Origin of the sequence: Streptomyces sp. NPDC048411 (assembly GCF_040704695.1) — a bacterium.
GTDB lineage: Bacteria > Actinomycetota > Actinomycetes > Streptomycetales > Streptomycetaceae > Streptomyces.
Genome location: NZ_JBEZKL010000058.1, coordinates 14,447 through 39,882, shown reverse-complemented (window position 1 = coordinate 39,882; position 25,436 = coordinate 14,447). Strand labels below are relative to the sequence as shown.

Annotated in this window: 20 protein-coding genes and 2 pseudogenes; 6 read left to right on the top strand and 16 right to left on the bottom strand. The window is 70.5% G+C overall.

The window, feature by feature from the left end:
• Positions 1-11: 11 nt before the first annotated feature.
• The 3 genes from AB0915_RS21240 to AB0915_RS21230 all read right to left on the bottom strand — a co-directional run bounded on the left by AB0915_RS21240 (position 12) and on the right by AB0915_RS21230 (position 7,269).
• Entirely contained in the window at positions 12-1,754 is a 1,743-nt protein-coding gene (locus AB0915_RS21240) for a pyruvate dehydrogenase (protein ID WP_366692562.1), read from the bottom strand.
• A 51-nt stretch (positions 1,755-1,805) separates the two neighbouring features.
• On the bottom strand, positions 1,806-3,377 hold the full coding sequence (locus tag AB0915_RS21235; protein ID WP_366692561.1) for a protein phosphatase 2C domain-containing protein: 1,572 nt from the start codon (positions 3,375-3,377) through the stop codon (positions 1,806-1,808).
• A 115-nt stretch (positions 3,378-3,492) separates the two neighbouring features.
• Positions 3,493-7,269 (bottom strand): S8 family serine peptidase, encoded by a 3,777-nt coding sequence (locus AB0915_RS21230; RefSeq protein ID WP_366692560.1) that lies wholly within the window; start codon positions 7,267-7,269, stop codon positions 3,493-3,495.
• Positions 7,270-7,481: 212 nt separating this feature from the next.
• Between AB0915_RS21230 and AB0915_RS21225 the strand changes: the two genes are divergently transcribed.
• On the top strand, positions 7,482-8,471 hold the full coding sequence (locus AB0915_RS21225) for a helix-turn-helix domain-containing protein (protein WP_366692559.1): 990 nt from the start codon (positions 7,482-7,484) through the stop codon (positions 8,469-8,471).
• 177 nt (positions 8,472-8,648) lie between these two features.
• The gene (locus tag AB0915_RS21220) at positions 8,649-9,131 is read left to right on the top strand and encodes a DUF456 domain-containing protein (protein WP_366692558.1); all 483 of its coding nucleotides are present in this window, start codon (positions 8,649-8,651) and stop codon (positions 9,129-9,131) included.
• 51 nt (positions 9,132-9,182) lie between these two features.
• Here the strand turns inward: AB0915_RS21220 and AB0915_RS21215 are convergent, their stop codons facing one another.
• From AB0915_RS21215 to AB0915_RS21195, 5 genes are all read right to left on the bottom strand, one after another.
• Positions 9,183-10,565: an AlkA N-terminal domain-containing protein gene (locus AB0915_RS21215; protein ID WP_366692568.1), complete on the bottom strand. Its 1,383-nt coding sequence runs from the start codon at positions 10,563-10,565 to the stop codon at positions 9,183-9,185.
• 70 nt (positions 10,566-10,635) lie between these two features.
• Entirely contained in the window at positions 10,636-11,808 is a 1,173-nt protein-coding gene (gene rsgA, locus AB0915_RS21210; protein ID WP_366692557.1) for a ribosome small subunit-dependent GTPase A, read from the bottom strand.
• A 498-nt stretch (positions 11,809-12,306) separates the two neighbouring features.
• Positions 12,307-12,513: a hypothetical protein gene (locus tag AB0915_RS21205; protein WP_366692556.1), complete on the bottom strand. Its 207-nt coding sequence runs from the start codon at positions 12,511-12,513 to the stop codon at positions 12,307-12,309.
• Positions 12,514-12,825: 312 nt separating this feature from the next.
• On the bottom strand, positions 12,826-13,059 hold the full coding sequence (locus tag AB0915_RS21200) for a chaplin (protein ID WP_366692555.1): 234 nt from the start codon (positions 13,057-13,059) through the stop codon (positions 12,826-12,828).
• A 297-nt stretch (positions 13,060-13,356) separates the two neighbouring features.
• The gene (locus AB0915_RS21195; protein WP_366692554.1) at positions 13,357-13,767 is read right to left on the bottom strand and encodes a rodlin; all 411 of its coding nucleotides are present in this window, start codon (positions 13,765-13,767) and stop codon (positions 13,357-13,359) included.
• Positions 13,768-14,201: 434 nt separating this feature from the next.
• Between AB0915_RS21195 and AB0915_RS21190 the strand changes: the two genes are divergently transcribed.
• The gene (locus AB0915_RS21190; RefSeq protein WP_366692553.1) at positions 14,202-15,083 is read left to right on the top strand and encodes a chaplin; all 882 of its coding nucleotides are present in this window, start codon (positions 14,202-14,204) and stop codon (positions 15,081-15,083) included.
• 79 nt (positions 15,084-15,162) lie between these two features.
• Here AB0915_RS21190 and AB0915_RS21185 read toward each other — a convergent pair whose 3' ends face one another.
• From AB0915_RS21185 to AB0915_RS21165, 5 genes are all read right to left on the bottom strand, one after another.
• Positions 15,163-15,345 (bottom strand): hypothetical protein, encoded by a 183-nt coding sequence (locus tag AB0915_RS21185; RefSeq protein ID WP_366692552.1) that lies wholly within the window; start codon positions 15,343-15,345, stop codon positions 15,163-15,165.
• Entirely contained in the window at positions 15,342-16,349 is a 1,008-nt protein-coding gene (locus tag AB0915_RS21180) for an ABC transporter ATP-binding protein (protein WP_366692551.1), read from the bottom strand. Before AB0915_RS21180 ends, AB0915_RS21185 begins: the two co-directional genes overlap by 4 nt.
• The gene (locus AB0915_RS21175) at positions 16,346-18,313 is read right to left on the bottom strand and encodes a dipeptide/oligopeptide/nickel ABC transporter permease/ATP-binding protein (RefSeq protein ID WP_366692550.1); all 1,968 of its coding nucleotides are present in this window, start codon (positions 18,311-18,313) and stop codon (positions 16,346-16,348) included. The genes AB0915_RS21180 and AB0915_RS21175 overlap by 4 nt, the downstream gene beginning before the upstream one ends.
• Before the next feature lies 1 nt (position 18,314).
• Complete coding sequence (locus tag AB0915_RS21170; RefSeq protein WP_366692549.1) at positions 18,315-19,265, bottom strand: ABC transporter permease; 951 nt, start codon at positions 19,263-19,265, stop codon at positions 18,315-18,317.
• A gap of 199 nt (positions 19,266-19,464) precedes the next feature.
• The gene (locus AB0915_RS21165) at positions 19,465-21,060 is read right to left on the bottom strand and encodes an ABC transporter substrate-binding protein (RefSeq protein ID WP_366692548.1); all 1,596 of its coding nucleotides are present in this window, start codon (positions 21,058-21,060) and stop codon (positions 19,465-19,467) included.
• Between the two features lie 172 nt (positions 21,061-21,232).
• On the opposite strand from AB0915_RS21165, the gene AB0915_RS21160 reads away from it, so the two are divergent.
• Entirely contained in the window at positions 21,233-21,967 is a 735-nt protein-coding gene (locus AB0915_RS21160) for a FadR/GntR family transcriptional regulator (RefSeq protein ID WP_366692547.1), read from the top strand.
• A gap of 84 nt (positions 21,968-22,051) precedes the next feature.
• Positions 22,052-22,168 (top strand): annotated as a pseudogene (locus AB0915_RS21155) (hypothetical protein); the annotation flags it as partial.
• 177 nt (positions 22,169-22,345) lie between these two features.
• On the opposite strand, the gene AB0915_RS21150 reads toward AB0915_RS21155, so the two are convergent.
• Positions 22,346-23,038: an ABC transporter ATP-binding protein gene (locus AB0915_RS21150; protein WP_366692546.1), complete on the bottom strand. Its 693-nt coding sequence runs from the start codon at positions 23,036-23,038 to the stop codon at positions 22,346-22,348.
• A complete protein-coding gene (locus AB0915_RS21145) occupies positions 23,035-24,156 on the bottom strand; it encodes an ABC transporter permease (RefSeq protein WP_366692545.1) in 1,122 nt (373 codons plus the stop codon). Before AB0915_RS21145 ends, AB0915_RS21150 begins: the two co-directional genes overlap by 4 nt.
• A gap of 115 nt (positions 24,157-24,271) precedes the next feature.
• On the opposite strand from AB0915_RS21145, the gene AB0915_RS21140 reads away from it, so the two are divergent.
• The gene (locus tag AB0915_RS21140) at positions 24,272-24,862 is read left to right on the top strand and encodes a helix-turn-helix domain-containing protein (RefSeq protein ID WP_366692544.1); all 591 of its coding nucleotides are present in this window, start codon (positions 24,272-24,274) and stop codon (positions 24,860-24,862) included.
• Between the two features lie 271 nt (positions 24,863-25,133).
• Here the strand turns inward: AB0915_RS21140 and AB0915_RS21135 are convergent.
• Positions 25,134-25,346, bottom strand: a pseudogene (locus tag AB0915_RS21135) (GntR family transcriptional regulator); the annotation flags it as partial.
• Positions 25,347-25,436 lie beyond the last annotated feature (90 nt).

The window sequence follows — 25,436 nt, the reverse complement described above, 5'->3', positions numbered from 1 at the left end:
ACGGGAGGCCGTCAGGGGCGTGGCACGTTCCGCAGGTTGGAGCGGGCCATCTGAAGCATCCGGCCCACGCCGCCGTCCAGCACGATCTTGCTTGCGGAGAGCGCGAAGCCGGTCACCATCTCCGCGCTGATCTTCGGGGGGATGGAGAGCGCGTTGGGGTCGGTGACGACATCGACCAGGGCCGGTCCCTTGTGCTTGAAGGCGTCCTTGAGGGCGCCTTCGAGCTGCTTGGGCCTCTCCACCCGTACCCCGTACGCCCCGGAGGCCCGGGCGATCGCCGCGAAGTCCGGGTTCTTGTTGGTCGTACCGAACGACGGAAGCCCCGCGACCAGCATCTCCAGCTCGACCATGGAGAGCGACGAGTTGTTGAACAGGACCACTTTCACCGGAAGGTTGTACTGGACGAGGGTGAGGAAGTCGCCCATCAGCATGGTGAATCCGCCGTCGCCGGACATCGACACGACCTGCCTGCTCCGGTCGACGAACTGGGCGCCGATCGCCTGCGGCAGTGCGTTGGCCATCGAGCCGTGGCTGAACGAACCGATCACCCGGCGCTTGCCGTTGGGGGTGAGATAGCGGGCCGCCCACACATTGCACATGCCGGTGTCGACGGTGAACACCGCGTCGTCGTCGGCGATTTCGTCGAGCACCGAGGCGACGTACTCGGGATGGATAGGGATGTGCTTCTCGACCTTGCGGGTGTACGCCTTGACCACGCCCTCCAGCGCGTCGGCGTGCTTCTTCAGCATCCGGTCGAGGAACTTGCGGTCGGTCTTGACCTTCACCTGCGGCGTCAGACAGCGCAGCGTCTCACGGACATCGCCCCAGATCGCCAGATCCAGCTTGGAGCGGCGGCCGAGGTTCTCGGGGCGCACATCGACCTGGACAATCTTCACATCGGTAGGCAGAAAGGCGTTGTACGGGAAGTCGGTGCCGAGCAGGATCAGCAGGTCGCACTCGTTGGTCGCCTCATACGCGGCACCGTAGCCGAGCAGTCCGCTCATGCCGACGTCGTACGGGTTGTCGTACTGGATCCATTCCTTGCCGCGCAGCGCATGACCGACGGGGGCCTTCACCCGCTCGGCGAACTCCATGACCTCGGCGTGTGCGCCCGCCGTGCCGCTCCCGCAGAACAGCGTCACCCGCTTCGCCGCGTCAACCATCCGGCAGAGCTTCTCGATCTCCTCGTCACCGGGCCGGACCGTCGGCCGCGCGGTGACCAGGGCGTGCTCGATCGACTTCTCCGGCGCCGGCTGGGAGGCGATGTCGCCCGGCATCGAGACGACGCTGACCCCACCGCGTCCGATCGCGTGCTGGATCGCGGTCTGGAGCAGCCTGGGCATCTGCTGCGGGTTGGAGATCATCTCGTTGTAGTGGCTGCACTCCTGGAAGAGCAGCCCCGGATGGGTCTCCTGGAAGTAGCCGAGACCGATCTCGCTCGAAGGGATGTGCGAGGCAAGGGCGAGGACCGGGGCCATCGAGCGATGGGCGTCGTAGAGGCCGTTGATGAGGTGCAGATTGCCGGGGCCGCAGGAACCCGCGCAGGCGGCCAGGGTCCCGGTGATCTGGGCCTCGGCGCCGGCAGCGAAGGCGGCGGTCTCCTCGTGTCTGACCTGGATCCACTCGATGGCCGCATTGCGGCGAACGGCGTCGACGACCGGGTTGAGGCTGTCGCCGACGACACCGTACAGGCGCTTGACGCCTGCCCGGACGAGAATGTCGACGAACTGCTCCGACACGTTCTGCTTGGCCATGGGTGCGTATCCTCTCCGCGACAGGAATCCATCAACCCATGGCGCGTGCGGTTACGCCTCCCAGACGCCGACACTCGTACGGTCGTCGGCGTACCCCTTCACCCTGAGCTGGGTGTCCGCGAGGAACGCCGCCAGGCCGGGCGGCTCCTGGGGCGTCCAGCGTTCGGCGAGCTCCTCGGCGAGGGCGGGTTCGCTGCGCAGCGGTTCGGCGAGACCGGTACTGCACAGGAGCAACGTGTCCCCCGGGCGGGCTACCGAGGCGCGGAACCGGAACGGCGGCGCGGGTGGCGGTGGCGGGCTCTCGACGTACGGGGACGGGGGCGTCGCGATCCCCAGGTCCATGGTCAGCAGGTCGCCGTCGGGCCCGCTCTCGGGGGACGCGGACCCGAAGCCGACGACGGCCTGCCCGGTCATGGCCCCAGGGTCCGGAACATCCGGTTCGAGGTCCTGCCAGACGCCGTCCCGCAGCCGGAAGAGCCCCCCGCCGCCCACCCCGAAGAAGACCCGGGTCCGGCAGGCGGGATCGGCCGACAGCAGCAGACACCGCAGCCCCGCGGTGTACTCCTCCGGTTCGAGCCCCAGCTCGACAGCGCGGGCGCGCAGTTTGCCGTAGCTGCGGTCGGTGAGTCGGTGCAGACCGGACTTGAGGTCGCCGCGGCGACCAGCTCTTATGTCCTCGGAGAGCCGGGGGTGACTGCGGCCGACGGCTCCGCCGATCCAGCGGCAGGCGTCTGCGGCCGCGAGATGGGCACCCTCGGTGGCACGGGCGCCGCTGGCGACGGCGACGAGCACGAGGGCGTTCTCGGCGGCACCGAACCGCACGGTGAGCAAGGCGTCGCGCCGGGGCTCTCCCCGGAACCGGGCGGAGTCGCCACGCACGGAGGCGGCGCGCAGCGTGTATGTCCCGTACCGGGCGCCGTCGAGCACGGTGTCGGCGACGAGCCCGTCCAGTTCCTGGGGGACGGTGGCCGGGAGAGCGGTCGGCTCGGCGTCGTAGGTGGGCGGACGGTCGCCTACGTACGAGAGGCCGGGGCGGACCGTGGGAGCCGAAGGGGGTTCGGGAGCCGTCCCGGGGATGGGTGCGGCCGGGAGCGGGATGGTCGGTCCCGCCCCGGGCGCCTCCGGCTTCACGGAGACCTGCCGTCGCGGGAGCAGCGGTACGGAGGCTGTGGTCGGCGCTTCGACCGGGAGCGGCGGAGGGACCGGCGGCGCTTCGACAACGGATGGCGGCTTGGCCGGCGGCGGTGTGGCGAACGTGCTCGGCCGCGTGGGGCCGACCGGCGGTTCCCACGGCGCACGCGCCTGCACGGATTGCACGGGAGGAGGCGGCGGCGAAGGTTCCGGTGCCGAGAAAGGCGGAGGCGGAGGTGCAGACGAAGGCGGAGGTGCAGCCGGCGGCGGAGGTGGCACGGGCGGACCGTCGGCGGGCGCCACGGGTGGTGGTTCCGGAACGGCGGCGCCCGCGCCGGGCCCCGCCGGACCCACCGCCCCCGAAGCCGAGTCGAAGCGGTCGTCGAGACTGTCGGCCGCGCTGCTCGCCCCGGCGTCCGCGGCGGTTTCGTCGTACAGCCTGCGCCACCAGTCGTCCTCGTGGGCGGCGGGCCTCTCCCCCTGCTGGCTCATGCCCTTATTGTCCACCGCACGGGCCGTACGAAACCGGGTCATCAGGAAAATAGAGGTCCGCCGGGCGACTCCACCCCCCACGGGAAGGTCGCCCGGCGGACCGGTCAGGGCGTGATCAGCGCACGGCGTACGCGTCGTTCACGGTCTGGATGACGGAGTTGCCGTTGGCGTCCGTCAGTTCCGTCTTCAGCGTGACCGGCTTGCCAGCCGCACCCGCGTGGTTCACGGTCGCGGTCCAACGCCCGTCCTGCTGTGCGGTGGTGGCCTGGGTCCAGGTCGTGCCACCGTCGTACGAGTAGGAGACCTTGGCGGCGACCAGCTTGCCGGGGGTGTAGCCGGCGTGGCCGGTGGCGCTCAGGCCGATCGTCTGACCGTCCTTCGCCGGAAGGGTCTTGAGCCCGTCGGTCGCCAGGTCGTAGCCCGGGAAGAGCAGCGGGATCCCCTGCGAGTACACGTTCTCGTCCTGCTTCGAACGGAACTTCCAGGTGGTCTCGGTCTGGGTGGACCGCTTCCACACGGTGGCGGGCTGACCGAACTTGAAGGTCTGCATGGTGAGTTCGTACGCCGCGTCCTCGGCCGGGACGGTGAACACCCCGGACGGCCACCCGGACTCGCCGAGCACCTTGCCACCGCTGGTGAGCCTCATATTGCCAATATCCCCGAAGGAGCCCTGGATGCCGGCGTGTTCGCTGTCCGCCCAGAAGCCCGGGGCGACGCCGATCAGGTTGTCCTGACGCTCGGCGGCGAGCACTTCCTTGCCCTGGGCGTCACGCGGAGTGGACGGGCCGACGATCCCCCGGTACCAGTTCTCCGTACGCTCCGAGCCGGACGTGTAGGTACGAGCCGGGTCGACCATGAACTCGCCCCAGGGGAAGCTGGAGGAGACGTACCGCTCCCAGCCGGTGTCGCCCGCCGAGTAGTACTCGGTGCGCTTTCCGGGGACGGCGACGGTGTCGGAGGCGGCGGAGTAGCGACCGCCGTACGGCCGGCCGATGATCATCGTGTCGACGTAGTCGGCTGCGACGCCCATCGCCTCGTACGTGGCGGTGGACATGCCGAGCTTGCTGTCACGGACCTTGTACGTCCGGTCCGAGGTGACCGGGCCGGTCTCGGGGAAGCTCAGGTTGTAGACGAACGGGCTGGCGGCAGTGCCCTTCCAACGCAGCTTCACGGGACCGGCGGCCAGGGCGGCGTTCAGGCCGGCGGCCTCACTCGCTTCGACGGCGAGGGAGGGCAGCGGCGCCGAGCCAAAGCCGACGGACGGCTGCCAGACGCCCGCGGACGGCCGGTGCACGATGATCGCCTTGGCCCCGGCGGCCTTGGCGTTCCGCGCCTGGACGCTCATGGATCCGTCGTCGGCGACCTTCACCAGGGCGATCTTGCCCGTGACATCGGCGGCCTTCAGCTCGGCGGGGGTGCCGGTGCCCGCGTCGACGAGCGCGGCCTCGCCGGTACCGTCGAGGTTGACGGAGCCGGTGCTCGCGAGCTGCGGGTGCAGTTCGGCGCCGCCGACGACCGAGAGCTTCTCGATCTGCGGGGCGTACGCACGCCAGGCGCTGTCGAACTCGAAGTCACCGTCGCTCGCCCTGCCCTGGATGTCGACCAGGTAGTTCTTGACGATGCGGGTGCCGGTGATGGAGCCCGAGTGCAGCCAGACGTCGTCCCAGCTGCGGCCGAAGGCGAGGGTCGTGGAACGGGCCTCGGACGCGCGGTCCTCCGTCTTCACCTGGATCTGGTGAGCCTTGCGGGCGTCCAGGACCAGGGTGGTGTCCTTGGTGACGTTCAGCTGCGGGCGCGCCAGGTATCCGACGGACTCGACGAGCCTGCCGGTGGCGTCCTTCAGGTCCGGCGACATGATGAAGCTGGAGACGAAGTAGGCGCCAGGGCGGACCTGGTACACCTGGTCGGCCGAGCCGTCGTTGAAGCGGCGCTCACCACGGGCGGTGTCGGTGCCGATGACGTCCAGCGAGGAGGCGCCCGCGGCGGGCTTGCCGGTGCGGTCGACCAGCTTGACCCGCAGGGTGACGGTCTCCGCGCCGACGTACAGCGAGAACGGTGTGGAGACCTTGACGCCGTCGGCGCCGGTGGCCAGCACACGCCCGGTGACATCACCGTACTGGGCGGCCTTCAGCTGCGCGGTCGGGTCGATCTGCAGCGGGACCTTGACGGTGGCTCCGGCCGGGACGGTGACACTGCTCGCGTCGAGCTTCGCGACGGAGGAGCGGACGGCCGAGCCGTCGTTACCGGTGACGCCCTGGACCTTCAGCGACAGCTTCACCGGCTCGGTGCCGGAGTTGGTGTACGGGATGTCGACCGTGGTGCGGTCGCTCTTGTCCTGCGGCCAGTTGAACGTGCCGCCCTGGACGGCGGGGGCACCGACGACGGTGGTGTCGATGGCGGCCTTCACATCGAGGCGGCCGCCGCCGGTCTCCCGTACGTCGCCGGGGATGTCGCTCTTCGCGGACGAGACGAGAGCCGCCTTGATCTGCTGTGCGGTCCAGTCCGGGTGACGCTGCTTCACGATCGCTGCGGCGCCCGCGACATGCGGGGTGGCCATCGATGTACCGGACATCGTCCGGTACGCGTAGACACCGCGGCCACCGGCCGCCGCCGCCGAGATGGCGACGCCGGGGGCGGCGATCTCGGGCTTGAGGGTGTGCGAGCCGATCACGGGTCCGCGGCTGGAGAACTGGGCCGTGGAGTCGTCGCGGTCGACGGCGCCGACGGTCAGCACGCTGGGGGCGCAGCCCGGGGAGGAGACGGTGTTCAGCGTCGGGCCGGAGTTGCCCGCCGCGATGACGAACAACGTGTTCTTGCTCTGGGCGAGTTGTTCGGCGGCGATGCTCATCGGGTCGGTGCAGTCGGTCGGCGTCGGGCTCCCGAGGCTCATGGAGACGACGTCGGCCTTCTGGTCGACGGCCCACTGCATGCCGGCGATGATCCAGGACTCGGCACCGAAGCCGCTGTCGTTGAGGACCTTGCCGGCGAGCAGATCGGCGCCGGGTGCGACGCCCTTCTTCTTGCCGTCACTGGCCGCGCCGGTGCCGCCCACGGTGGAGATGGTATGGGTGCCGTGGCCCTGCCGGTCGTCCGTGGTGTTGGAGTCGGTGAAGTTCTCCGAGGCGGCGATCCGGCCCTTGAGGTCGGGGTGTTCGGCGTCGACACCGGTGTCGAGGACGGCGACCTTGGTGCCCTTGCCGTCGTATCCGGCGGCCCAGGCGAGGTCGGCGCCGATCTGCTTGGTCGACTTGTCGAGGGTGGCCTGGACCTTGCGGTCGAGCCAGAGCTTCTTGAGACCGGAGGCCGAGCGGGAGCGGTTCTGGGTGACGTCCGACCAGAAGTCGGCGGCCTTCGCCTTGTCCGCCTTGAGCGCGACGCCGTCGATGGCGTCGAGCGAGAGCCCGCGCTTCGCGCCGCGCGGGGTGGCGGGCGCGGAACGGGCCAGGTCCTGGCCGTAGACCGCGATCAGCGGCAGGGACGTGGTGCTCGCATCGTCGTAGCCCTGGCGGATCAGTCCGGTGACGTTGAAGAGCTCCTCGTCGACCGTGCCCGCAGCGAGCGCCTCGGTCGCGGTGTCCGGGTAGACATACAGGTCCTTGCCGGACTGCCGGGTCTGCATGAGGGGTACGGTGCCGTCCTCGCGGGGCAGTGCGGTGGCCGACGAGGCCCCCGAACGGTCCGTCCTCACCAGGACCTTGTCGCCGGTGACAAGGGTGACGGTGACTGGCTTGCCGCCCTTCGCGACAGCGGCGGCGTCGGCTGCCGCGCTGCCGGTCAGCGGGCTCTTCGAAGTGGACTCCGTCGGTGGCGCTGCCACGGACGGTGCGACCACGGTGACGGCCAGGACCGCGGCGGTCGCCGCTCCCAGTGCCGTACGCGATATCGGGCGCATCGCTCTCCCCAGATGAATACGGATCAGGACAGCACAAGCTGGCTGATTCCGGAGGCTATTGGTGCTGCGGTGGGCGCCACATTGGCATGGCGACGGGCGATGCAGGGATGATGTACACGGCGGGTTTACGCCGTGGCCGTTTTCCGCCACGACCGGCCGGCCGAACAGGGCGGAACGATGCGGAACTGACGCGTCCGGGGAGGGGTCCAAGGGTGCTGGGAGCCATAGGTCTCGACGGGAGACAGGAGTCCGCCTATCGCGCGCTCGTCGCGTTGGGCGCAGCGGAGGTTTCCGACCTCGCACACCGGCTGGGACTTCCCGAGTCGGAGACCGAGCGGGCGCTTCGCCGACTGGAGCAACAGGGCCTCGCCGCCCAGTCGTCCGCCCGCACCGGGCGGTGGGTGGCGGCGCCGCCGGGGGTCGCTCTGGGCGCGCTGCTGACCCAGCAGCGCCACGAACTGGAGCAGGCGGAACTGGCGGCGGCACTGCTCGCCGAGGAGTACCGGGCGGATGCGGCCGAGCCCGCCGTGCATGATCTGGTCGAGGTGGTCACGGGCGCGAGCGCGGTGGCGCACCGCTTCCACCAGTTGCAGCTGGGTGCGACCAGCGAGGTGTGCGCCCTCGTCACCGGGAAGCCGATCGCCGTCAGCGGCATGGAGAACGAGTCCGAGGAGCAGGCGGCGGCCCGTGGGGTGTCCTTCCGGGTGGTGCTCGAGCGGGAGGTGCTCGCCCTGCCGTTCGGAATCCTGGAGCTGTCGGCGGCCCTGAGCCGGAACGAACAGTGCCGGGTCGTCGACCAGGTGCCGACCAAGCTGGTCGTCGCCGACGCCTCGCTGGCGATGGTTCCGCTGACCGGCCGGGGTGCCGAGCCCGCGGCGCTGGTCGTCCATGCCTCCGGGCTGCTGGAGTCGCTGATGGGGCTCTTCGAGGCGGTGTGGCGCGAGGCCATGCCGTTGCGGCTGGGCGAGAGCGGCTGGGCTCACGAGGACTCCGTGGGTCCCGATCCGACCGATCTGGAAATTCTGTCGCTGCTGCTGGCCGGGCTCACGGACGCGAGCGTGGCGAAACAGCTGGAGCTGGGACTGCGGACCGTACAGCGGCGGGTGAAGGGCCTGATGGAGCTGACCGGGGTGTCGACACGGCTGCAGCTGGGCTGGCACGCGTACGAACGGGGCTGGGTGGCCCGCACGCCGCGGGCCTGAGCAAGTCGGGTCCGCCCGTGCCAGACGCCGCCTGGCAGGCGGGACTTTCGAAACACGCCCTAGGGGGAGGCCGTAAGGCCTCGGGACCCCCTCATTACCCCTCTGAGCTGCGTCGACGGCGTCCGAGCCGAACCTTGCTGACGGGCGGAACCTGCCGGACTCCGGCAGGCTGGTGAGATGGGTGTGTGGCAGCTCATCGCCGTTGGCCTGGTCATGCTGCTCGGCCTGGTCGGCGTGCTGGTGCCCGGGGTGCCCGGCCAGGCGATCATCTGGGCCGCCGTGCTGTGGTGGGCGCTCACCGACAGGAGCCCGGCCGCCTGGGGCGTACTGATCGGCGCCACCGCACTCCTGTTGCTGAACCAGGCGCTGAAACCGCTGCTGCGGCCGCGCCGCCCGCACGAGGCCGGGGCGCCGCGCAAGACGCTGATGCTGGGCGGGATCGCCGGGATCGTGGGCTTTTTCGTGGTGCCCGTGCTGGGCGGGATCCTGGGATACATCGGGGCGATCTACGGCACGGAACGCCTGCGGCTCGGCAGCGGCGGAGCGGCGCGGGCCTCGCTCCGTTCGGTGATGCGGGCCACCGGCTACTCCGTACTCGTCGAGCTGTTCGCGTGTCTGCTGGTGACGGGGGCGTGGCTGGGAACGGTGCTCTGGGGCTGACCGCCCGACCCCTTCCCGCTGGGGCCTCGAAGAAGAGGCCTGACGTTCGGGTCAGGCCGATCCGGCATGATCCGAAGGCAGTCCCTGGAGCTCCAGGTGGCGCACGGCGTACGAACGCCAGGGCCGCCACCGCTCCGCCTCGGGACGCCCGTCCGGATCCACATCGGGGTCACCGAGCGCCCGCATCCTGATCAGCGCCGCGGCCGCCGGACCGATCCCCGGCAGCCGCAGCAGCGCACGCTCGGCCTCTTCGCGGTCCGCCCCGGCGTCGAGCCGTACGTCCCCGTCCGCCAGCGCGGCCGCCAGCGCCCGCAGCGCCGGCCCCTCCGCCTCTCCTGCCAGCACTCCCGGCTCAGGGAACACATGCGTCAGCCCTCCGCAGGGCACGTCCAGAACCTTCCCGTACGTCTCCACGAGCCGCTCCGCCGTGTCCCGGCCCACCAGCGTCCGTACCGCGAACTCCTCCGGGTCCGCCGCCCCCGGCGACCGCAGCCCCGGGCGGGCGGCGACGCGCGGTGCCAGCAGCGGGTCGACGCCGAGCCGCTCGTCGACGGCATACGGATCGGCGTCCAGGTCGAAGAGGCGCCGCAGCCGCTGCACCGCCGTCGTCAGGTCACGCAGATCGGTGAGGTGGATCCGGGCGTCCAGCCACGCCCCCGCGGACCGCTCGTCGACGGCGACGATGCCCGTCCCGTACGGCAGCCGCAGGGTGCGCCGGTAGGTACGGGCGCCGGGCTCGCCGCTGATCTCCTCGATCCGGGCAACCGTCTCACCGGCCAGCAGATCGAAGACCTCCCGGGTGGCGTACGGCCCGCGGTGGGCGAGCCGGAGCGGGACCCCGGTCGTGCGTGCCTCCCGTACCGCCGCGCCCACCCCGGTGCCGGCCTCGGCCCGCAGTGCGCTCGGCGTACGGGCGTAGATCTGCCGGATCGTGTCGTTGAACTGGCGCACGCTGGCGAAGCCCGACGCGAACGCGATCTCGGTGACGGGCAGCCCGGTCGTCTGGAGCAGCACCCGTGCGGTGTGCGCGCGCTGGGCACGGGCGAGGGCGACGGGTCCGGCGCCCAGCTCGGCATTGAGCTGCCGCTGCACCTGGCGCGAGCTGTAGCCGAGCCGCTGGGCAAGACCGGGAACGCCTTCCCGGTCGACCACGCCGTCGCCGATCATCCGCATGGCGCGGCCGACGACATCGGCGCGTACGTCCCATTCCGCGGACCCCGGGACGGCGTCCGGGCGGCATCGTCTGCAGGCCCGGAAGCCGTGGCCCTGGGCGGCGGCCGCGGTCGGGTAGAAGCGGACGTTCTTCCGCTTGGGGGTGACGGCGGGGCAGCTCGGCCGGCAGTAGATGCCGGTGGTTTCGACGGCGAAGAAGAACTCCCCGTCGAAACGCGCGTCGCGGCTGCTCACCGCCTCGTACCTGGTCTGTTCGTCCATCACGCCGCCAGTGTGCGCCACCCCCCAGTGGCACGCTCGCGGTTTTCGGACGTGGAGCCGGCCCCGTGCGCTACCGCAGCCGGCCCCGCTTGGCGTCCATGGCCGCCCGGCCCTCGGCCCCCTTGCGCTTCCACTCGCGGCGGATCTCGGACCGTACCCGGGCATCGGTCTTGGCGACGATGCGCTGGTTCTCGCGGAGCAGCTTGCGGTAGCTGTCGAGGCGCCGCTCGGGGAGCGCGCCGTCCTCGATGGCGGCGAGCACTGCGCAGCCGGGCTCGGACTCGTGGTTGCAGTCGTGGAAGCGGCACTCCCCGGCCAGGTCCTCCACGTCCGAGAAGACCTGCCCGACACCGGCCTCCGCGTCCCAGAGACCGACCCCGCGCAGCCCGGGGGTGTCGATGAGGACGCCCCCGGAGGGCAGGACCAGCAGGTTGCGGGTCGTGGTGGTGTGCCGGCCCTTGCCATCGACGTCACGGGCTGCCTGGACAGCCATCACGTCGTCGCCGAGCAGGGCGTTGGCAAGCGTGGACTTGCCCGCGCCGGACACTCCGAGCAGCACACTTGTACCGCCGGAGACGATGGCGCCGAGCACGTCGAGCCCCTCCCCGGTGGCGGAGCTGACGGGCAGCACCTGCACACCGGGGGCGACGGTCTCGATGTCCTGGACGAGGTACGCCAGCCCGGCGGCGTCCGGCACCAGGTCCGCCTTCGTCAGCACCACCAGCGGCTGAGCAGCGCCGTCCTGCGCGGACGCCCCGTCCCGCAGCAGTGCGTCACCGCTGGAGCTGGACATGGCGAGCGCCAGAAACCGTTCCACCCGCCCCAGGTCGAGCTCCACGGCGAGCGAGACGCAGATGGCGATGTGGTCGACGTTGGTGGCGAGGACCTGTCCCTCGGACCGCTTCGACGACGTCGAGCGCACGAAGGCGGTACGCCGTGGCAGCAGCGTCCGTACGAACTGCGGATCCCCTTCGGGGTCGACGGCGACCCAGTCGCCCGTGCAGACGATCCGCATCGGGTCGCGCGGCACCACGAACGCGGTGTCGGCGCGCACGGTGCCGTCGGGGGTGACGACATCGCACTGACCGCGGTCCACCCGCACCACCCGTCCGGGCAGCAGCCCCTGTTCGGCGTGGGGAGCGAACTCGGCGGCCCAGTCGTCGTCCCAGCCGTACGGTGCCAGCGGATGCGACACGGACGGGCCGACGAGGGAGGTGAGCGGGGAAAGCGAGGAGAAAGACAAGGGAAACCCTTCAAAGGGTGGCCCCGGCGACGCGCACACGGGCGCGTGGAAGTTACGGAGAAGGTCAGCCGGCGACCACGGGAGTGAGAACGATGCTCTTCGGGTTGTGGGCAGCGCCCACCGCGGCGACAGTCATCAATGTCCTCACCTCCTGGTCCAAGCACGGGACCGACACCGGCGGTTCATGCCCGCCGTCCGGAACGCTGCACACGATAGCCCGGGACCGCCCGACGGCGTCAACACATTTTTGATCCGTACGCCCGATGCCCACCACCCCCCGTGGAGCGGTGGGCATCGGCGCGTGCGGTCCCGTACGGACACGGGAGTTCGGGCGGTCCGGGGCTCGGCCCCGGCCGCCCGCACATCACGAGGCGTCAGTTGGTGAGGGAGCCGTTGCCCGACAGCACCGGGATGTCGTCCGCGATGTGCGACAGCGCCTCGTCACGGATACGGAAGTGCTGGTTCCGCAGCACCACTCACATGGGTTCTATCCGGAGATCATTCACCGAGGTCCTCGCAGGAGGTGCGCGCGGCGGGCACGAGTCCGTCCGCGAGGGGCGGACCCGGCTCGGGACGCGGTGCCCGGTCCCGGTCCCGATCCCGCCGGGCCGCCTGCCATTCGGCGAGCAGGCGGTCGTAGATCGGGGTGTCGTCCTCCGTGTGCCGGTGCAGGCCCCACGAGCGTTGGCTGTCGTACTGGTCCATGGGACGCCTGTACCCGGTTCGACGGGTAACGGCCGCCGCAACTGCGGCAACCGGCCCAGTACTCCCCTCCAACGAGGGGTTCGAGCAGCTGCCCATGGGTGGGGAAACTTCCGCCTTACGACGGATCAGCCGCCGAGAGGCACGCCACCGAGCAGCGGCGCAGCGCCCTGGGCCACGCCGTCGGCCTGACCGGCGACCTGGAGTGCCGCGCACCTCCGGGACGGAGAACGCAGAAAAAGAGGAACGCCCCGGATCGCAGGAGACGCGATCCGGGGCGAACCGGAAATGAGCACGGGGCTCGGCCGACAGCGGTCAGCTGTTGGCGCAGGCGTTGCCGGAGGCCGGGTTGAGCAGACCGATCACGCTCACGGTGTTGCCGCAGGCGTTGACCGGAATGTGAATCGGAACCTGGATGACGTTGCCGGAAATGACGCCCGGAGAGTTGAGAGCGGAGCCATCGGCACCGGTGTCGGCGAAGGCGGGCGTAGCGGCACCGATCGCCATCAGCGTTCCGGCGGCGATGGCAGCAGCCTTGGTGTACTTCACTTTCATCCCTTTCTTTGACGGAGTCCGGAGCGGTCACGACTTTCGTGCCGCACGAGCGCTGTCCTGATCGCTCGTAACTCCGCCACTGTAATTCGTAACGATGCAAGTCCGTGCACGAAACTCTTCAAGGAGAGAATTCACGGAAATCCGCCCGAATGACGTAATCCCCCGATCGCCCGGCGTCACCGCCGGAATCACCCGGAATCTCCGATGCGCCGAGCGAGCCGCGGGCAGCAGCAGGCCCGGGCCGCACAGAGGAGGAACGCCGGCGGCCCGGGCCAGTTCGGTGCGGCTGGATCAGCTGGTGGAAACGCCGTTGCCGGAAAGCACCGGAATGGTGTCCAGGATGTGCGACAGGGGCTCGTCACCCTTGGCCTGGGTGGAGTTCTCGGTGCACTGCTGGTTCTGCGGCGAGGACAGGACGTTGACGTCCCGGACCGCGACCGGGGCGACACCGCGGAGCGAACCGGCGTTGACCTTGGCCGGGAGGCCGACGCAGGGCTCGCTCAGGCAGCCCTGGACCAGGCCGAACTGCGGGCTCCAGTCACCACGGGTCTCGGAGTTGCCGAAGGACTGCGAGGCGCCGTTGCCGTTGACCGAGGTGGTGCCGGTGTCGTTGCCGATGGCCATCGCCTGCGGAGCGCGCGTGGCCGAGATGCCGACAGTGGAGGCGGCGACGGCGCCCGTAGCCAGAACCATCTTGATCACGATGAACCCCTCTCGCCCTCGACGCCCCATGCCGGAGCGCGCCCTGCCCAACTCGGCCCGGGGCATTTGGTTCTCTTCATTCACCCGAATGTCAGGACGTCACGGACACCCGTACGAGAGTACGCCCAGAAACCCGCTGTTCCGCCTGAACAACCGGCCGGAGAACATGCGTGCGTCACCCGTCCGGGTGGTCACATAATTCCCGTGGACTTTCGAGTTTCCTTCACCAATTCCCCATCGTTACGACTGTCGACAAGCGCACTCCGGAACGCGTCCGGCAGGGATTCTCCGATTCCGCCGCGGCGCGACCACCGCTTGCCGAACACGGACATGGAGAACCGTCGGGGCGGCAGCCCCGGGCGGTAACTGCCACCGCCTAGTGAAAGAAATGCGGGCATTCCGCCCGCGCACGATGTCCTAAGAAAGGGCAACTAATGCGAAAAGCCTTGAGTAAAAGCATGATCGTCATGGCGGCGGCGTCAGGAATCCTGACCGCGGCCGGCGGCTACGCGTTCGCGGATGCCTCGGCCGACGGGACGGCCACCGATTCGCCGGGCGTCGGCTCCGGCAATGCCGTGCAGGTGCCGGTGCACGTTCCCGTCAACCTCTGCGGCAACACAGTCAATGTGGTCGGGCTGCTGAACCCGGCCTTCGGTAATGAGTGCGAGAACACCGACAGCGGTCCGGACGACAACGGGACCGGGGGCGCGAGCGCCAAGGGTTCAACCAGCGACTCCCCCGGGGTGCTGTCAGGGAACCTGATCCAGGCTCCTGTCCATATCCCGGTCAATGCCTGCGGCAACTCCGTCAATGTCGTCGGCGCGCTGAACCCCGCGTCCGGCAACGGGTGTGCCAATACGCACCGGCCGTCAACGTCAGTGCCGCCCACCACCGTGCCCCCCGTCACGGTGCCCCCCGTCACCGTGCCGCCCGTGACCGTGCCCCCCGTGACCGTGCCCCCCGTGACCGTGCCCCCCGTCACCGTGCCCCCCGTCACCGTGCCCCCCGTCACCGTGCCCCCCGTCACGGTGCCGCCCATCACCGTCCCGCCCATCACCGTCCCGCCCATCACGGTGCCCCCCGTCACGGTGCCCCCTGTCACCCCGCCGACCACCACCGTTCCCCCGACCACCACCGTTCCCCCGACCACCACCGTGCCCGTCACCGATACGACAGTGCCGCGGACCCCGCATGTCCCCGGCGCGCAGCTGGCCCACACCGGCGCCGCCGACCTCGGCCTGGCGGCCGGAGCGAGCGCCGCCCTGCTGCTCGGCGGCACGGTGCTGATGCGTCGCGCCCGCGCCGGACAGAAGTGACGTAACCGCTGGATCGCGGACAGGTCCGGTAGGACAGCCTCGGCTGTCCTACCGGACCTGTTTTCGTAAGGAGGGCCCGTCAGAGGTGGGACAGCCCGGCTTGGTCCAGGCACGCGGCGATCCTCGCAGTCTCCGCCGCGTCCAGACTGCGCATCGGCGGGCTCATCACATGGGTGGTGATGATGCCGAACAGGTCGACAAGGCGGTCCTGTTCGGCCTTGGCCGTGATCACTCCGGTGCGGCGGAGGGTTCGGGCGGTCATGCGGTGCTCCTTGCGGACGGCACGGGGGTCGGTGCCCCGGTGGGGGACGCGAAGGTCTGAGGATGGACGCAGTGCCAGCGGTGCTCGCCGCTGCCGAGGGTCAGGGCGGGAAAGACCGTGGCGCACGCGTCGTCCGCCTTCCAGCAGCGGGTGCGGAACGGGCACCCGGACGGCGGGTTGGTGGCCGAGGGCACGGGGCCGGTCAGCACGATCCGTTCGGTGGTCTCCAGCAGACTGGGGGTCGCGGAGAGCAGTGCCTCGGTGTACGGGTGCGCGGGGGCGCCCGCCACATCCGCCGCGGGCCCCTCCTCGACGATGCGGCCGAGGTAGAGGACGGCGATGCGATCGGCGAGATAGCGCACGGTCTGGATGTCGTGCGAGATGAACACCATGCCGAGGCCCAGGCGTTCACGCAGGTCGACGAGGAGGTTGAGGACCTGGGCGCGGACGGAGACATCGAGGGCGGAGGTCGGTTCGTCGGCGACGATCAGCTCCGGTTCGAGGGCGAGCGCGCGGGCGATGGCGACGCGTTGGCGCTGGCCGCCGGAGAGCTGTCCGGGCAGGGCGGCAAGAGTGTGGCCGGGCAGCCCCACCAGGTCGAGCAGCTGCTCGACGCGTGCCTCGCGCTCCTCGCGCGTACCGCGCCGGTGCACGTCGAGGGGGTCGCGCAGGATCTGGCGGACCGTGAGCCGCGGGTTGAGGGCGGTGGACGGGTCCTGGAAGACGACGCCGACGGCGGAGCCGAATTCGTCGCGGCGCCGGGCGGCGGGCATCTCCCACAGGTCGCTGCCGTGGAAGTGGACCTGGCCCTCGGTGGGCTTCTGCAGTCCGGTCAGCACCCGGGCGAGGGTGGACTTGCCGCAGCCGGACTCGCCGACCAGGCCGACGATCTCCCCGCGCCCCACCTCCAGGGTGGCGTCGGTGAGGGCATGCACCGCGTCGCGGCGGAACACCCCGCCGCTGCGGGCCTTGTGGCGTACGTGGACGCCGTCGAGTCTGATCACAGGGCGCTCCTTTCCAGCAGTACGGCCTGCGCCGGGTGGTGGCAGGCGAAGCCGTGGTCGTTCGTGGTGCCACGCCGCGTGAGACCGGGGGTGGTGGTGCGGCACAGCTCGGTGGCCGCGGCGCAGCGCGAGGCGAAGCGGCAGCCGTCGCCGAAGCCCTGCGGGGCGGGGACGATGCCGCGGATCTGATGCAGCCGGCCGGCGCCCGCTTCCAGGGAGACGACCGAGCCGAGGAGGCCGCGGCTGTAGTGGTGAGTGGGGTCGGTGAGCACGGAGCGGGTAGCGCCGATCTCGGCGAGGCGGCCCGCGTACATCACGGCGACGCGGTGCGAGAGGTCGCCGACGAGCGCGAGGTCGTGCGAGACGAGGACCATGGCGAAGCCGAGTTCGTCGCGGAGCCGGACGAGGAGTTCGACGACCTGGGCCTGGACGGTGACGTCGAGGGCGGTGGTCGGCTCGTCCGCTATGAGCAGGCGCGGGCTGCGGGACAGGGCCATGGCGACCAGGACGCGCTGGCGCTGGCCGCCGGAGAGCTCGTGCGGATAGCTGCGCAGGGTGCGCTCGGGGGCGAGGCCGACCAGTTCGAGGAGTTCGGCCGGGGTCTTCGTGCCGCCGCGCGAGGTGAGCTGCTTCAGCTGGGTGCCGACGAGTACGGACGGGTTGAGGGAGGAGAGCGCGTCCTGGTAGACCATCGCGATCTCGGGACCCATCAGGGCGCGGCGTTCCTTCGGCGGGAGTTTCAGCAGGTTCCGGCCGCGGTACAGGATCTCGCCGCTGACCTCGGCGTTGCGGGCGAGGAGACCCATCACGGCGAGGCTGGTGATGGACTTGCCGCAGCCGGACTCGCCGACCAGGCCGAGGGTCTCGCCCTCGTGGACGGTGAAGTTCAGTCGGTCGACGACGGGGATGGCGCCGTAGCGGTCGGGGAAGCGGATCGCGAGGTCGCGTACGACGAGCAGTTCGGCGGCGTCCTCACGTACCGCGGTGATGGTCGGTTCGGTGGCGTCGACGCGGTTCGCGAGCTTGGTCAGGGCGGCGTCGATGTCCACGGTGGACGCGGCCTCGACGGGGTCGGGGTCCGTGCCCGTGGTGGGGTCGGTGGCGGCGCGGGCGCTCTTCGGCGCGGCGGAGGCGTCGGTGAGCCCCTCGGAGAGGATGTTGAGCGCGAGGACGGTGATCAGCAGCGCAAGGCCGGGGAAGAGGGTGGCCCACCAGCCGCCGGCCAGGAGAATCTGCCGGCCGTAGGCGAGGACGCTGCCCCAGCTGGGGTCGGGGTCCTGCACTCCGGCGCCGATGAAGGAGAGGCTCGCCTCGAAGATGATCGCCTCGGCGACCATGACGGTGGCGAACACCATGACGGGAGCCATGCAGTTGACGGCGACATGACGGAGCACGATGTAGCCGCGGCGGGCGCCGATGACCTTCTCGGCGGCGACGTAGTCCTCGCCGTACTGGGACAGCACATTGGCGCGGACCACACGGGCCAGCGACGGGGTGTAGACGAACGCGACGGTGAAGATGATCACCGGGATGCTGGTGCCGAAGACCGCGACGAGGACGGCGGCCAGTGCGATCGGCGGGAACGACATCACGATGTCGAGGGTGCGCATGACGGACTCGTCGCCGAGCCTGCGGGAGGTCGCGGCGAGCGAACCGAGGACGGCGCCGGCGGCCAGGGCGACGGCAGTCGCACCGAGTCCGATGATCAGTGAGTAGCGGGAGCCGTGCACGACTCGGGCGAAGACGTCGCGGCCGGCCCGGTCGGTGCCGAACCAGTGGGCGCCGCTGGGCGCTTGTACCGGGGTGCCGGTGGTCAGCGGGTCCTGGGTGATCAGCGGGGCGAGGACGGCCCCGAGGATGACGACGAGCAGCACGCCGAGCGCGATGCGGGAGGTGACCGGAAGGGCGCGAAACGCGAGGCCCGGTCGGGAGAGTCTGTTGGCCAGTCGGCCCGTGGCGAACATGTCATACCGTCCTGATGCGCGGATTGACCAGCAGATAGAGCAGGTCGACGATGACGTTGACCACCAGGAACGCGATGGCGATGGTCAGTACGGTGCCCTGGACCAGGGCGACATCGCCGCCGGTGACACCTTCGAGGATGAGCTTGCCCATGCCCGGCAGGTCGAAGATCGCTTCGATGACGACAGCGCCGCTGAGCAGGTAGCCGACCTTGATGCCGAGCACGGTCAGCGGAGTGACGAGCGCGTTGCGCAGCACCGAGCGGATGACCAGGAGCGGTGGCAGTCCGTTGCCGCGAGCGGTGCGGACGTAGTCACGGTCGAGTTCAGCGACCATCGACGTCCGTACGAGACGGGCGAGCGAGGCGGACACCGGGAGTGCGAGCGAGATCGCGGGCAGCGCCATGGTGGTGAGCCAGCCGCTGACCGAGTCGGCGGGATTGGTGTATCCGCCGGTCGGGAAGACCGGCGTGTTCAGTGCGAACTGCTGAATGAGCAGCACCCCGAGCCAGAACGACGGGATGGCGACCCCGGCCATGGACAGCACCCGGAACAGCTGGTCGGGCCAGCGGTCCCGGTACATCGCGCCGGTCACACCGAACAGGACGGCGAGGACGACCGCGAGGATCAGCCCGAGGAACGTCAGTTGCACGGTGAGCGGGAAGGCGGCGGTGATCCGGTCGACGACGGGCCGGCTCGGCGGGACGGTCATCCCGAGGTCGAAGTGGAGCAGCTGTCCGAGGAAGTGGAAGTACCGCACGGGCAGCGGGTCGTCCAACCCGTTGGCCTCGGCGAAGGCCGCACGGGCCTCGGGGGTGGCGCTCTCCCCGAGCGCGTTGAAGGCCGGGTCGACCGGCGAGAACTGCAGCACCACGAAGACGAGCAGCGCGATGCCAAGGATCATCACCGGCATCATCGCGACGCGGCGCAGCGCAAGCCGGAGAAAAACAACCATCGTCGGGTTCCTTGCGGTTGGTCGGCCGGGTCCGGTCCACCTGGCTGGGGTGGACCGGACCGGGTGATCAGGTGCGGTGGTTCGGCACCGGGTGATCTGGCGTGGGGGTTCCGTCGCCGGATGTCCGTCGGACGGATGCGCGGCGACGGATGACGGGCGCGGCGTGTCCCCCGCCGGCCCGGTCGGGAGTCGTGCGCGGTCAGGCGCGGCTGACGTCCAGGAACGACAAGCCCGTGGTGGGCAGCGGCTTGAAGCCGGGCAGCGCCTTCTCGTTCCAGGCGGTGGGCAGCTTCCGGTGCAGGATCGGGTAGAGCGCGGCCTCGTCGGCGACGAGGTCGGTGACCTGGCCCCACAGCTCCTTGCGCTTCGTCTCGTCGGCTGCTTGGGCTGCCTTGTCGAGGAGCTGCTTGACCTGCTTGTACGCGGCGGACTTGCCCCAGCCGTAACGGCTCTCCGGCCAGAAGCCGTAGTAGAACCAGCGCAGCAGCAGGTCGGCGTCGTTGCCGAAGACGGACGGGTCGCCGGGGGCGACGAGGACGTCGAAGGCGCCCTTGTCGACCTTGGCGTACTGGGCGGGCGACTGCGCGATGTCGAGCGTGACCTCGACGCCGGCCGCCTTCCAGCTCTCCTTCAGCAACGGGGCGATGTCCTTGACCCAGCCGGTGTCGGTGGTGAGCACCGTGAAGGACAGGTCCTTGACACCTGCGTCGGCGAGCAGCTTCTTCGCCCTGGCCACATCGTGCGTGTAGACGGTGGCGGCCTCGTGGTAGTCGGGGTGGGTGGCCGGGACATAGCCCGTGGCCGCCGCGGCGTTGCCGACCATCGCGGTGGAGATGATCTTCTCGGTGTCCAGGGCGTAATGCAGCGCCTGGCGCACCCGCTTGTCGGCGAACCGCTTGTCGGCGGTGTTGAACATCAGGAAGAGGAGGCCGAAGGACTGCACCGACTCGGTCTTCGTGGCGCCGGAGAGCCGCTTCACGTCGATGTACGGGACGTCCTCGATGGCCTGGATCCGGCCGGACTCCATGGCGCTGACGCGGGCCGACGGGTCCGACATCAGGCGCCAGATCATCTTCTTGGCCTTGGCCGGGTGCGGGCCGTTGTACTTGTCGTAGGCCTCGAAGACGATCTTGTCCTCACGGGTGGCCGAGACGAACGCGTACGGTCCGGAGCCGACCGGCTTGGCGTCGAACGCCTTGGGGTCGGGCTCGACGATCTTCCTCGGGACAATCCGGGCCACGGCGATACGGGACGGGAAGAGCGCGAAGGCGTACCTGAGCTTGAACTCGACCGTGCTCGCGTCGATGGCCTCGACGGTGTCGATGAACGGCACGAACTGCGCCATCAGTGAGGCGTTCTTCGGGTCCAGGATGCGTTCGAAGCTGAACACCACGTCGTCGGCGGTGACCGGTGATCCGTCGTGGAAGGTGGCGCCCTTGCGGAGCGTGGCCCGGTAGGTCGTGGCGTTGATCTTCTTCGGCATCTCGGTGGCGAGCGCGGGGCGGGCCACGAGCGTTGCCGGGTCGAGATCCACAAGGCCTTCGAAGATGTGCATGTTGGCGGCATACGGAGTCGCGCCCGAGGTGATCATCGGGTCGAAGCCGGTCGACAGGGGGTACGAGAGACCGGCCTCGATGAGGCCGCTGCCGCCGCCCTTGCCCGGCGAACCGTCGGCGGTCGAGGTCGGTCCGCCGCATGCGGAAAGGCTCGCCGTGATGGCTGCTGCCGCACCGACAGCAGTGGTGTAACGCAGGAAGGTGCGGCGCTCGACACCGGCTGATCTCAGCTCGGGCACGGGTCCTCCAGGAACGTCGGGGGTGGGACGGAAGGGCGGGAAGGAACGAGGGCGGAAGCAGGATCACGAAGACCGCAAAGCCCGAAGCATCAGACGTCAGATGTCTGATGCCTTGATAGCGTGGGAACGTAGCTTGACAATGGAGAGGGGTCAAGAGGTGGGGAGTTCACATATGTCCGGTACGAGGCCCGGCCGGCAACTGCTCCGGCAGGAAGTCGTCGAGGGCATCAAGCGCTACATCCTCGAAGAGCGACTCCGCCCCGGGGACCCGCTGCCCACCGAGCCGGCCCTGTGCGAGGCGCTCGGCGCCAGCCGTTCCAGCGTCCGCGAGGCCGTCAAGATCCTCAATGCGCTGGACATCGTCGAGGTCCGCCACGGGCACGGCACATACGTCGGCCGGCTGAGCCTGTCCGCCCTGGTGGAGAGCCTGACCTTCCGCGGGCTGCTCTCCCCCGACGACGACTTCCAGGTGTTGGCCGATCTCGTCGACGTACGCGAGCTCTTCGAACGCGGGATGGCCGACCGGATCGTCTCGCTGCTGACCCCGGAGCAGCTCGACTCGCTGGAAGGCCTGGTGGCCACCATGCGCGCGACCGGGGCACAGGAGGGGAACGACTTCGTGGAAGCCGACCGGGCGTTCCACGCGCTGCTGGTGGCACCGCTCGGCAACCAGCTGATCGGCCAGCTGTCGATGGCCTTCTGGGACGTGTACGCGATCGTCGCGCCGCATCTCGACGGATTCACGCATGCCGACGAGACGACGACGATCGCCGCCCACCAGAACATCGTGGACGCCGCGCGGGCCGGTGACATCGCCGGCTTCATGAAGGCGCTGGGCGAGCACTATGCCCCGGTCAGGCGGCGGATCTCGGAGGCCCGCGCCCGCGACGCGGCAGCCGTGGACTGACCGGGCGCCGACGTCCACCGGGGAACGGAGCCAGGCCCTGCCGCTCGCGGGGCCTGGCCCGGCGGGCCCTTGAGGAGTGCCGCGGTGGTGCCCCACGTCCGTGTGCCGACAGGCAGGGGCACGCTCGACCTGAACGTGCCCGGCGGCTGGACAACGCACCAGGTGACGGTGCCCGCCCTCGGGCCGGACCAGGGAGCCGACGTCAAGGTGCGGGTCACGGTCGCGGCAGGTGCCTCCGGGAGCGCCACGCTGACAGCCACTTACGGCCGGGAAGCGTGCTTCGGGAAGCCGGACGGTGACGGTCACGCCGGTCGGACAGGTGGCGGCGCCCGCGCACGCACTGCCCCGTCCGCGGGCGGCACGTACGCGGGTGCTCCGTCAGCGGCCGCCGGACACCGGCGCCCGCGCCGCACCGGTCAGCTCCGCCATGTCGACGATCCGGTCCGCTGCCTCCGCCACTGCCGGATCGTGGGTCGCGACGACGGTGACGCACCGGTCCCGGCGGGTGCGGTCGACGAGGAGAGCGGCCAGTTCGCCCGCCTGCGAGCGGTCGACGGCCGCGGTCGGTTCGTCGACCAGCAGCAGCTTCGGCGCGAGGAACAGTGCGCGGGCCAGGGCCACGCGCTGGCGTTCGCCGCCGGAGAGCTCCTCCGGGTGGTGGCGCAGGCGGTGGCCGAGACCGACCTCGGTCAGCGCTTCCTCGGCGCGGGCACGGTACGCGCGAGGGCGCCTGCCGCTGATGTACACGGCGGCCAAGAGCTGTTCGACGGCGGGCAGCCCGGAGAGCAGATTGCCGCTCTGGAACATGTAGCCGATCCGTTCGCGGCGGATCGCCGCACGCTCTGCGTCGGTACGGGTCGCCAGATCCTCGCCGTCCAGCAGGACTTGGCCGGCGGTGGGCCGCAGCAGGGCGCCTGCGACGGCAAGCAGGGTGGACTTGCCTGATCCGGACGGGCCGACGAGCGCGGTCGTACGGCCGGGCTCGAAGGTGACGTCGAGGCCGTCGAGCACGGAGGTACGGGCGTCGGCGCGACCGAATTCAACGGTGACACCGGTCAGTTCGAGGCTCATCGGTTGGCTCCCAGCATGATCAGTGGGTCGGCGGAGGTGACCCGGCGCAGGGTCAGGGCGGTGCCCGCGAGGCCGACGGCGGCGACGGTGCACATGGTGACGGCGAGCGTGGTGGCGGGCAGGCTGAACGGCACCTGCTCACCGACCAGCAGCCCGACGGCTGCGGCGAGGACGGCGCCCGCCGCGGTGCCGAGGACGACGACCAGCGCGGCCTGGAGCACGGTGTGGGCGAGCAGCCGCCTGCGGGAGGCGCCGAGGGCGCGGAGCAGGGCCAGTTCGGGCCGGCGCTGCACGGTCCACACCGCGAAGAACGCGCCGACGACCAGCGGGGCGATCAGGTAGAGGAAGACCTGGATCGAGTTCATCGTGACGCGTTCGCCGGTGTAGCCGGGGGCCGCCTCGTACGCCTTCTCCTTGGTGAGTGTCGTGGTGGAGAGCCGCTCGTCGAGGGCGGCGAACGAGGCGCCGCCGGCATCACGTACGGCCAGGGCGCTGAACTGGTCGGGGATCGTGGCGGTGGCGGAGGCCGGGGCGCCCGGGGTGCTGAAGCGGATGCGCTGCCAGGTGGCCAACGGGACGTAGGCGGCGGGAACATGCCCGTAACTGGAACGGTCGGTGAGGCCGGTGACGTGCAGCCGGATGCCGAGCCGGTCGATGACGAGGGTGTCCCCGACCCGTACCCCCTCGTCGGCGAGCTCGGCGGAGATCACGATGCTGTCGGCGGCGGTGCGGTCGAGGCCCTTGCCCGCGGTCACGGACGGGGCGAGGAAGGAGCCGGGTTCGACACCGAAGGCGGCGAGGTCGACCTCGGCGCCGCGGTCCGTCGTACCGCGGGTGATGGAGACGCCCAGCGGGGTCGTGTCGGCGTCGGCCTCTTGGTGCCAGGCGGCGGCCGCCCGGTCGTCGAGGAGGCTACGGGCGAATTGGTCGGACCGGGCGTCGGAGGAGAACACCAGGTGCGAGGCCGGGAGGCGGCGCAGGGCCGAGACGGTGTCGTCGCCGAGGCCGGTGGTGAAGCCGGAGACGATGCCGACGAGCGCGGCGACAAGCACCACGACGGACCCCATGAGCAGAAAGCGGCCACGGGCTGCGCGCAGCTCCAGCAGTGCGAGGAACACAGCGGTTCCCTTCGAGGATCGATGTTAGGGACGGTGCGTCGCCAAGATAGATGATGGCGACGCACCGTCCCTAAGCGGGTCCCGCGAAGACCGGCCGGCCTTCTAGACTGGGTCGGTGCCCAAGATCAGCGCCGCCACGGTCGCCGAGCACCACGCCCAGCAGCGGCTGGCCCTGGTGCGGGCGGCACGTGCACTGCTGGAGGGCGGCGACGCGGAAGCAGTGACCTTCACGGCGGTCGCCAAGGCCACGGGCCTCGCCCGCAACAGCGTCTACAAGTACTTCCCCGGCCGCCCCGAGCTGCTCGCCGCGGTCGTCGAGGACGCGATGCCGCGCTGGACGTCCGCCATTAGGGCGGGCATGTCGGCGGCCGCCACGCCGGAGCAGAAGATCGCCTCGTATGTGACGTCGCAACTGGAGCTGGTACGCAGCGGCGAGCACCGGATCGCCCAGGCGCTGGCCGGGGTCCGGGACGCGGCCGTGGTGAGGGAGAGCGCGGCGCAGGCGCACCGGGAGCTGCTCACTCCGCTGACAGGTGCGCTGGCGGAGCTGGGGGATGACGATCCGCGGCGTACGGCGTTGCTGCTCCAGGGGATCGTCAATGCCGCCACGACGGCGATCGAGTCGGGGGACGACGCGGCGGCGGTGACGGGGCGGGCCGCGCGGATGGCGGTTGCCGCCGTGATGGGGGGCGCCGTCTCGGCGTGAGGGGTGCCCGGCGACGGGAATGCGCGGCCTTCGGCTCGGTCCGCCTTCCATGCGGCCTTCGGCTCGGCTCCACCCTCCATCGCCGGTCGGGCTCGACTGCGCCCTGCCGGGCGCGATGTGCCTGGCAGGCTTCATTTCGCCCGCCGGGTGCATACGCCCGGAGTGCTCGATTCTGCCCGCCGGACGCGAGGGGCCCGGCGAGCTCGGCTCCGGTCAGCGTTCGAGGCGCGTACGGATGCCGTCGCAGCGTGTGCGCATCGCCCGCACCTGGCGAGCCGACGAACGTGCCGAAGCCGCGGCGGATCTCCACGACGTCGATGGCCTGGAGCGCCTTCAGGGCCTCGCGCACGGAGACACGTCCGACCCCGAACATCTCCATCAGTTCGGCCTCGGTGGGCAGCGCGTCGCCGGGGCCGAGCCTGCGTTCCAGGGTCAGCTCCTTGGCCTGGCGTTCCATGTCCTGAGCCAGGGTGGGCCGCGCCACAACCTCCTCCTGAGGTGCCGTTGCCCCTTGACCGGTCGCAGGAGCCGTCTAAGGTGAGGTCAGACGTAAGACATCTTACGTCTCATGTCT

Bases quoted from the DNA above. Each gene is read 5' to 3' on its own strand.
- AB0915_RS21240 (WP_366692562.1), bottom strand. From the start codon at position 1,754: ATGGCCAAGCAGAACGTGTCGGAGCAGTTCGTCGACATTCTCGTCCGG.
- AB0915_RS21235 (WP_366692561.1), bottom strand. From the start codon at position 3,377: ATGAGCCAGCAGGGGGAGAGGCCCGCCGCCCACGAGGACGACTGGTGG.
- AB0915_RS21230 (WP_366692560.1), bottom strand. From the start codon at position 7,269: ATGCGCCCGATATCGCGTACGGCACTGGGAGCGGCGACCGCCGCGGTC.
- AB0915_RS21220 (WP_366692558.1), top strand. From the start codon at position 8,649: ATGGGTGTGTGGCAGCTCATCGCCGTTGGCCTGGTCATGCTGCTCGGC.
- AB0915_RS21215 (WP_366692568.1), bottom strand. From the start codon at position 10,565: ATGGACGAACAGACCAGGTACGAGGCGGTGAGCAGCCGCGACGCGCGT.
- AB0915_RS21205 (WP_366692556.1), bottom strand. From the start codon at position 12,513: ATGGACCAGTACGACAGCCAACGCTCGTGGGGCCTGCACCGGCACACG.
- AB0915_RS21190 (WP_366692553.1), top strand. From the start codon at position 14,202: ATGCGAAAAGCCTTGAGTAAAAGCATGATCGTCATGGCGGCGGCGTCA.
- AB0915_RS21185 (WP_366692552.1), bottom strand. From the start codon at position 15,345: ATGACCGCCCGAACCCTCCGCCGCACCGGAGTGATCACGGCCAAGGCC.
- AB0915_RS21175 (WP_366692550.1), bottom strand. From the start codon at position 18,313: ATGTTCGCCACGGGCCGACTGGCCAACAGACTCTCCCGACCGGGCCTC.
- AB0915_RS21170 (WP_366692549.1), bottom strand. From the start codon at position 19,265: ATGGTTGTTTTTCTCCGGCTTGCGCTGCGCCGCGTCGCGATGATGCCG.
- AB0915_RS21160 (WP_366692547.1), top strand. From the start codon at position 21,233: ATGTCCGGTACGAGGCCCGGCCGGCAACTGCTCCGGCAGGAAGTCGTC.
- AB0915_RS21150 (WP_366692546.1), bottom strand. From the start codon at position 23,038: ATGAGCCTCGAACTGACCGGTGTCACCGTTGAATTCGGTCGCGCCGAC.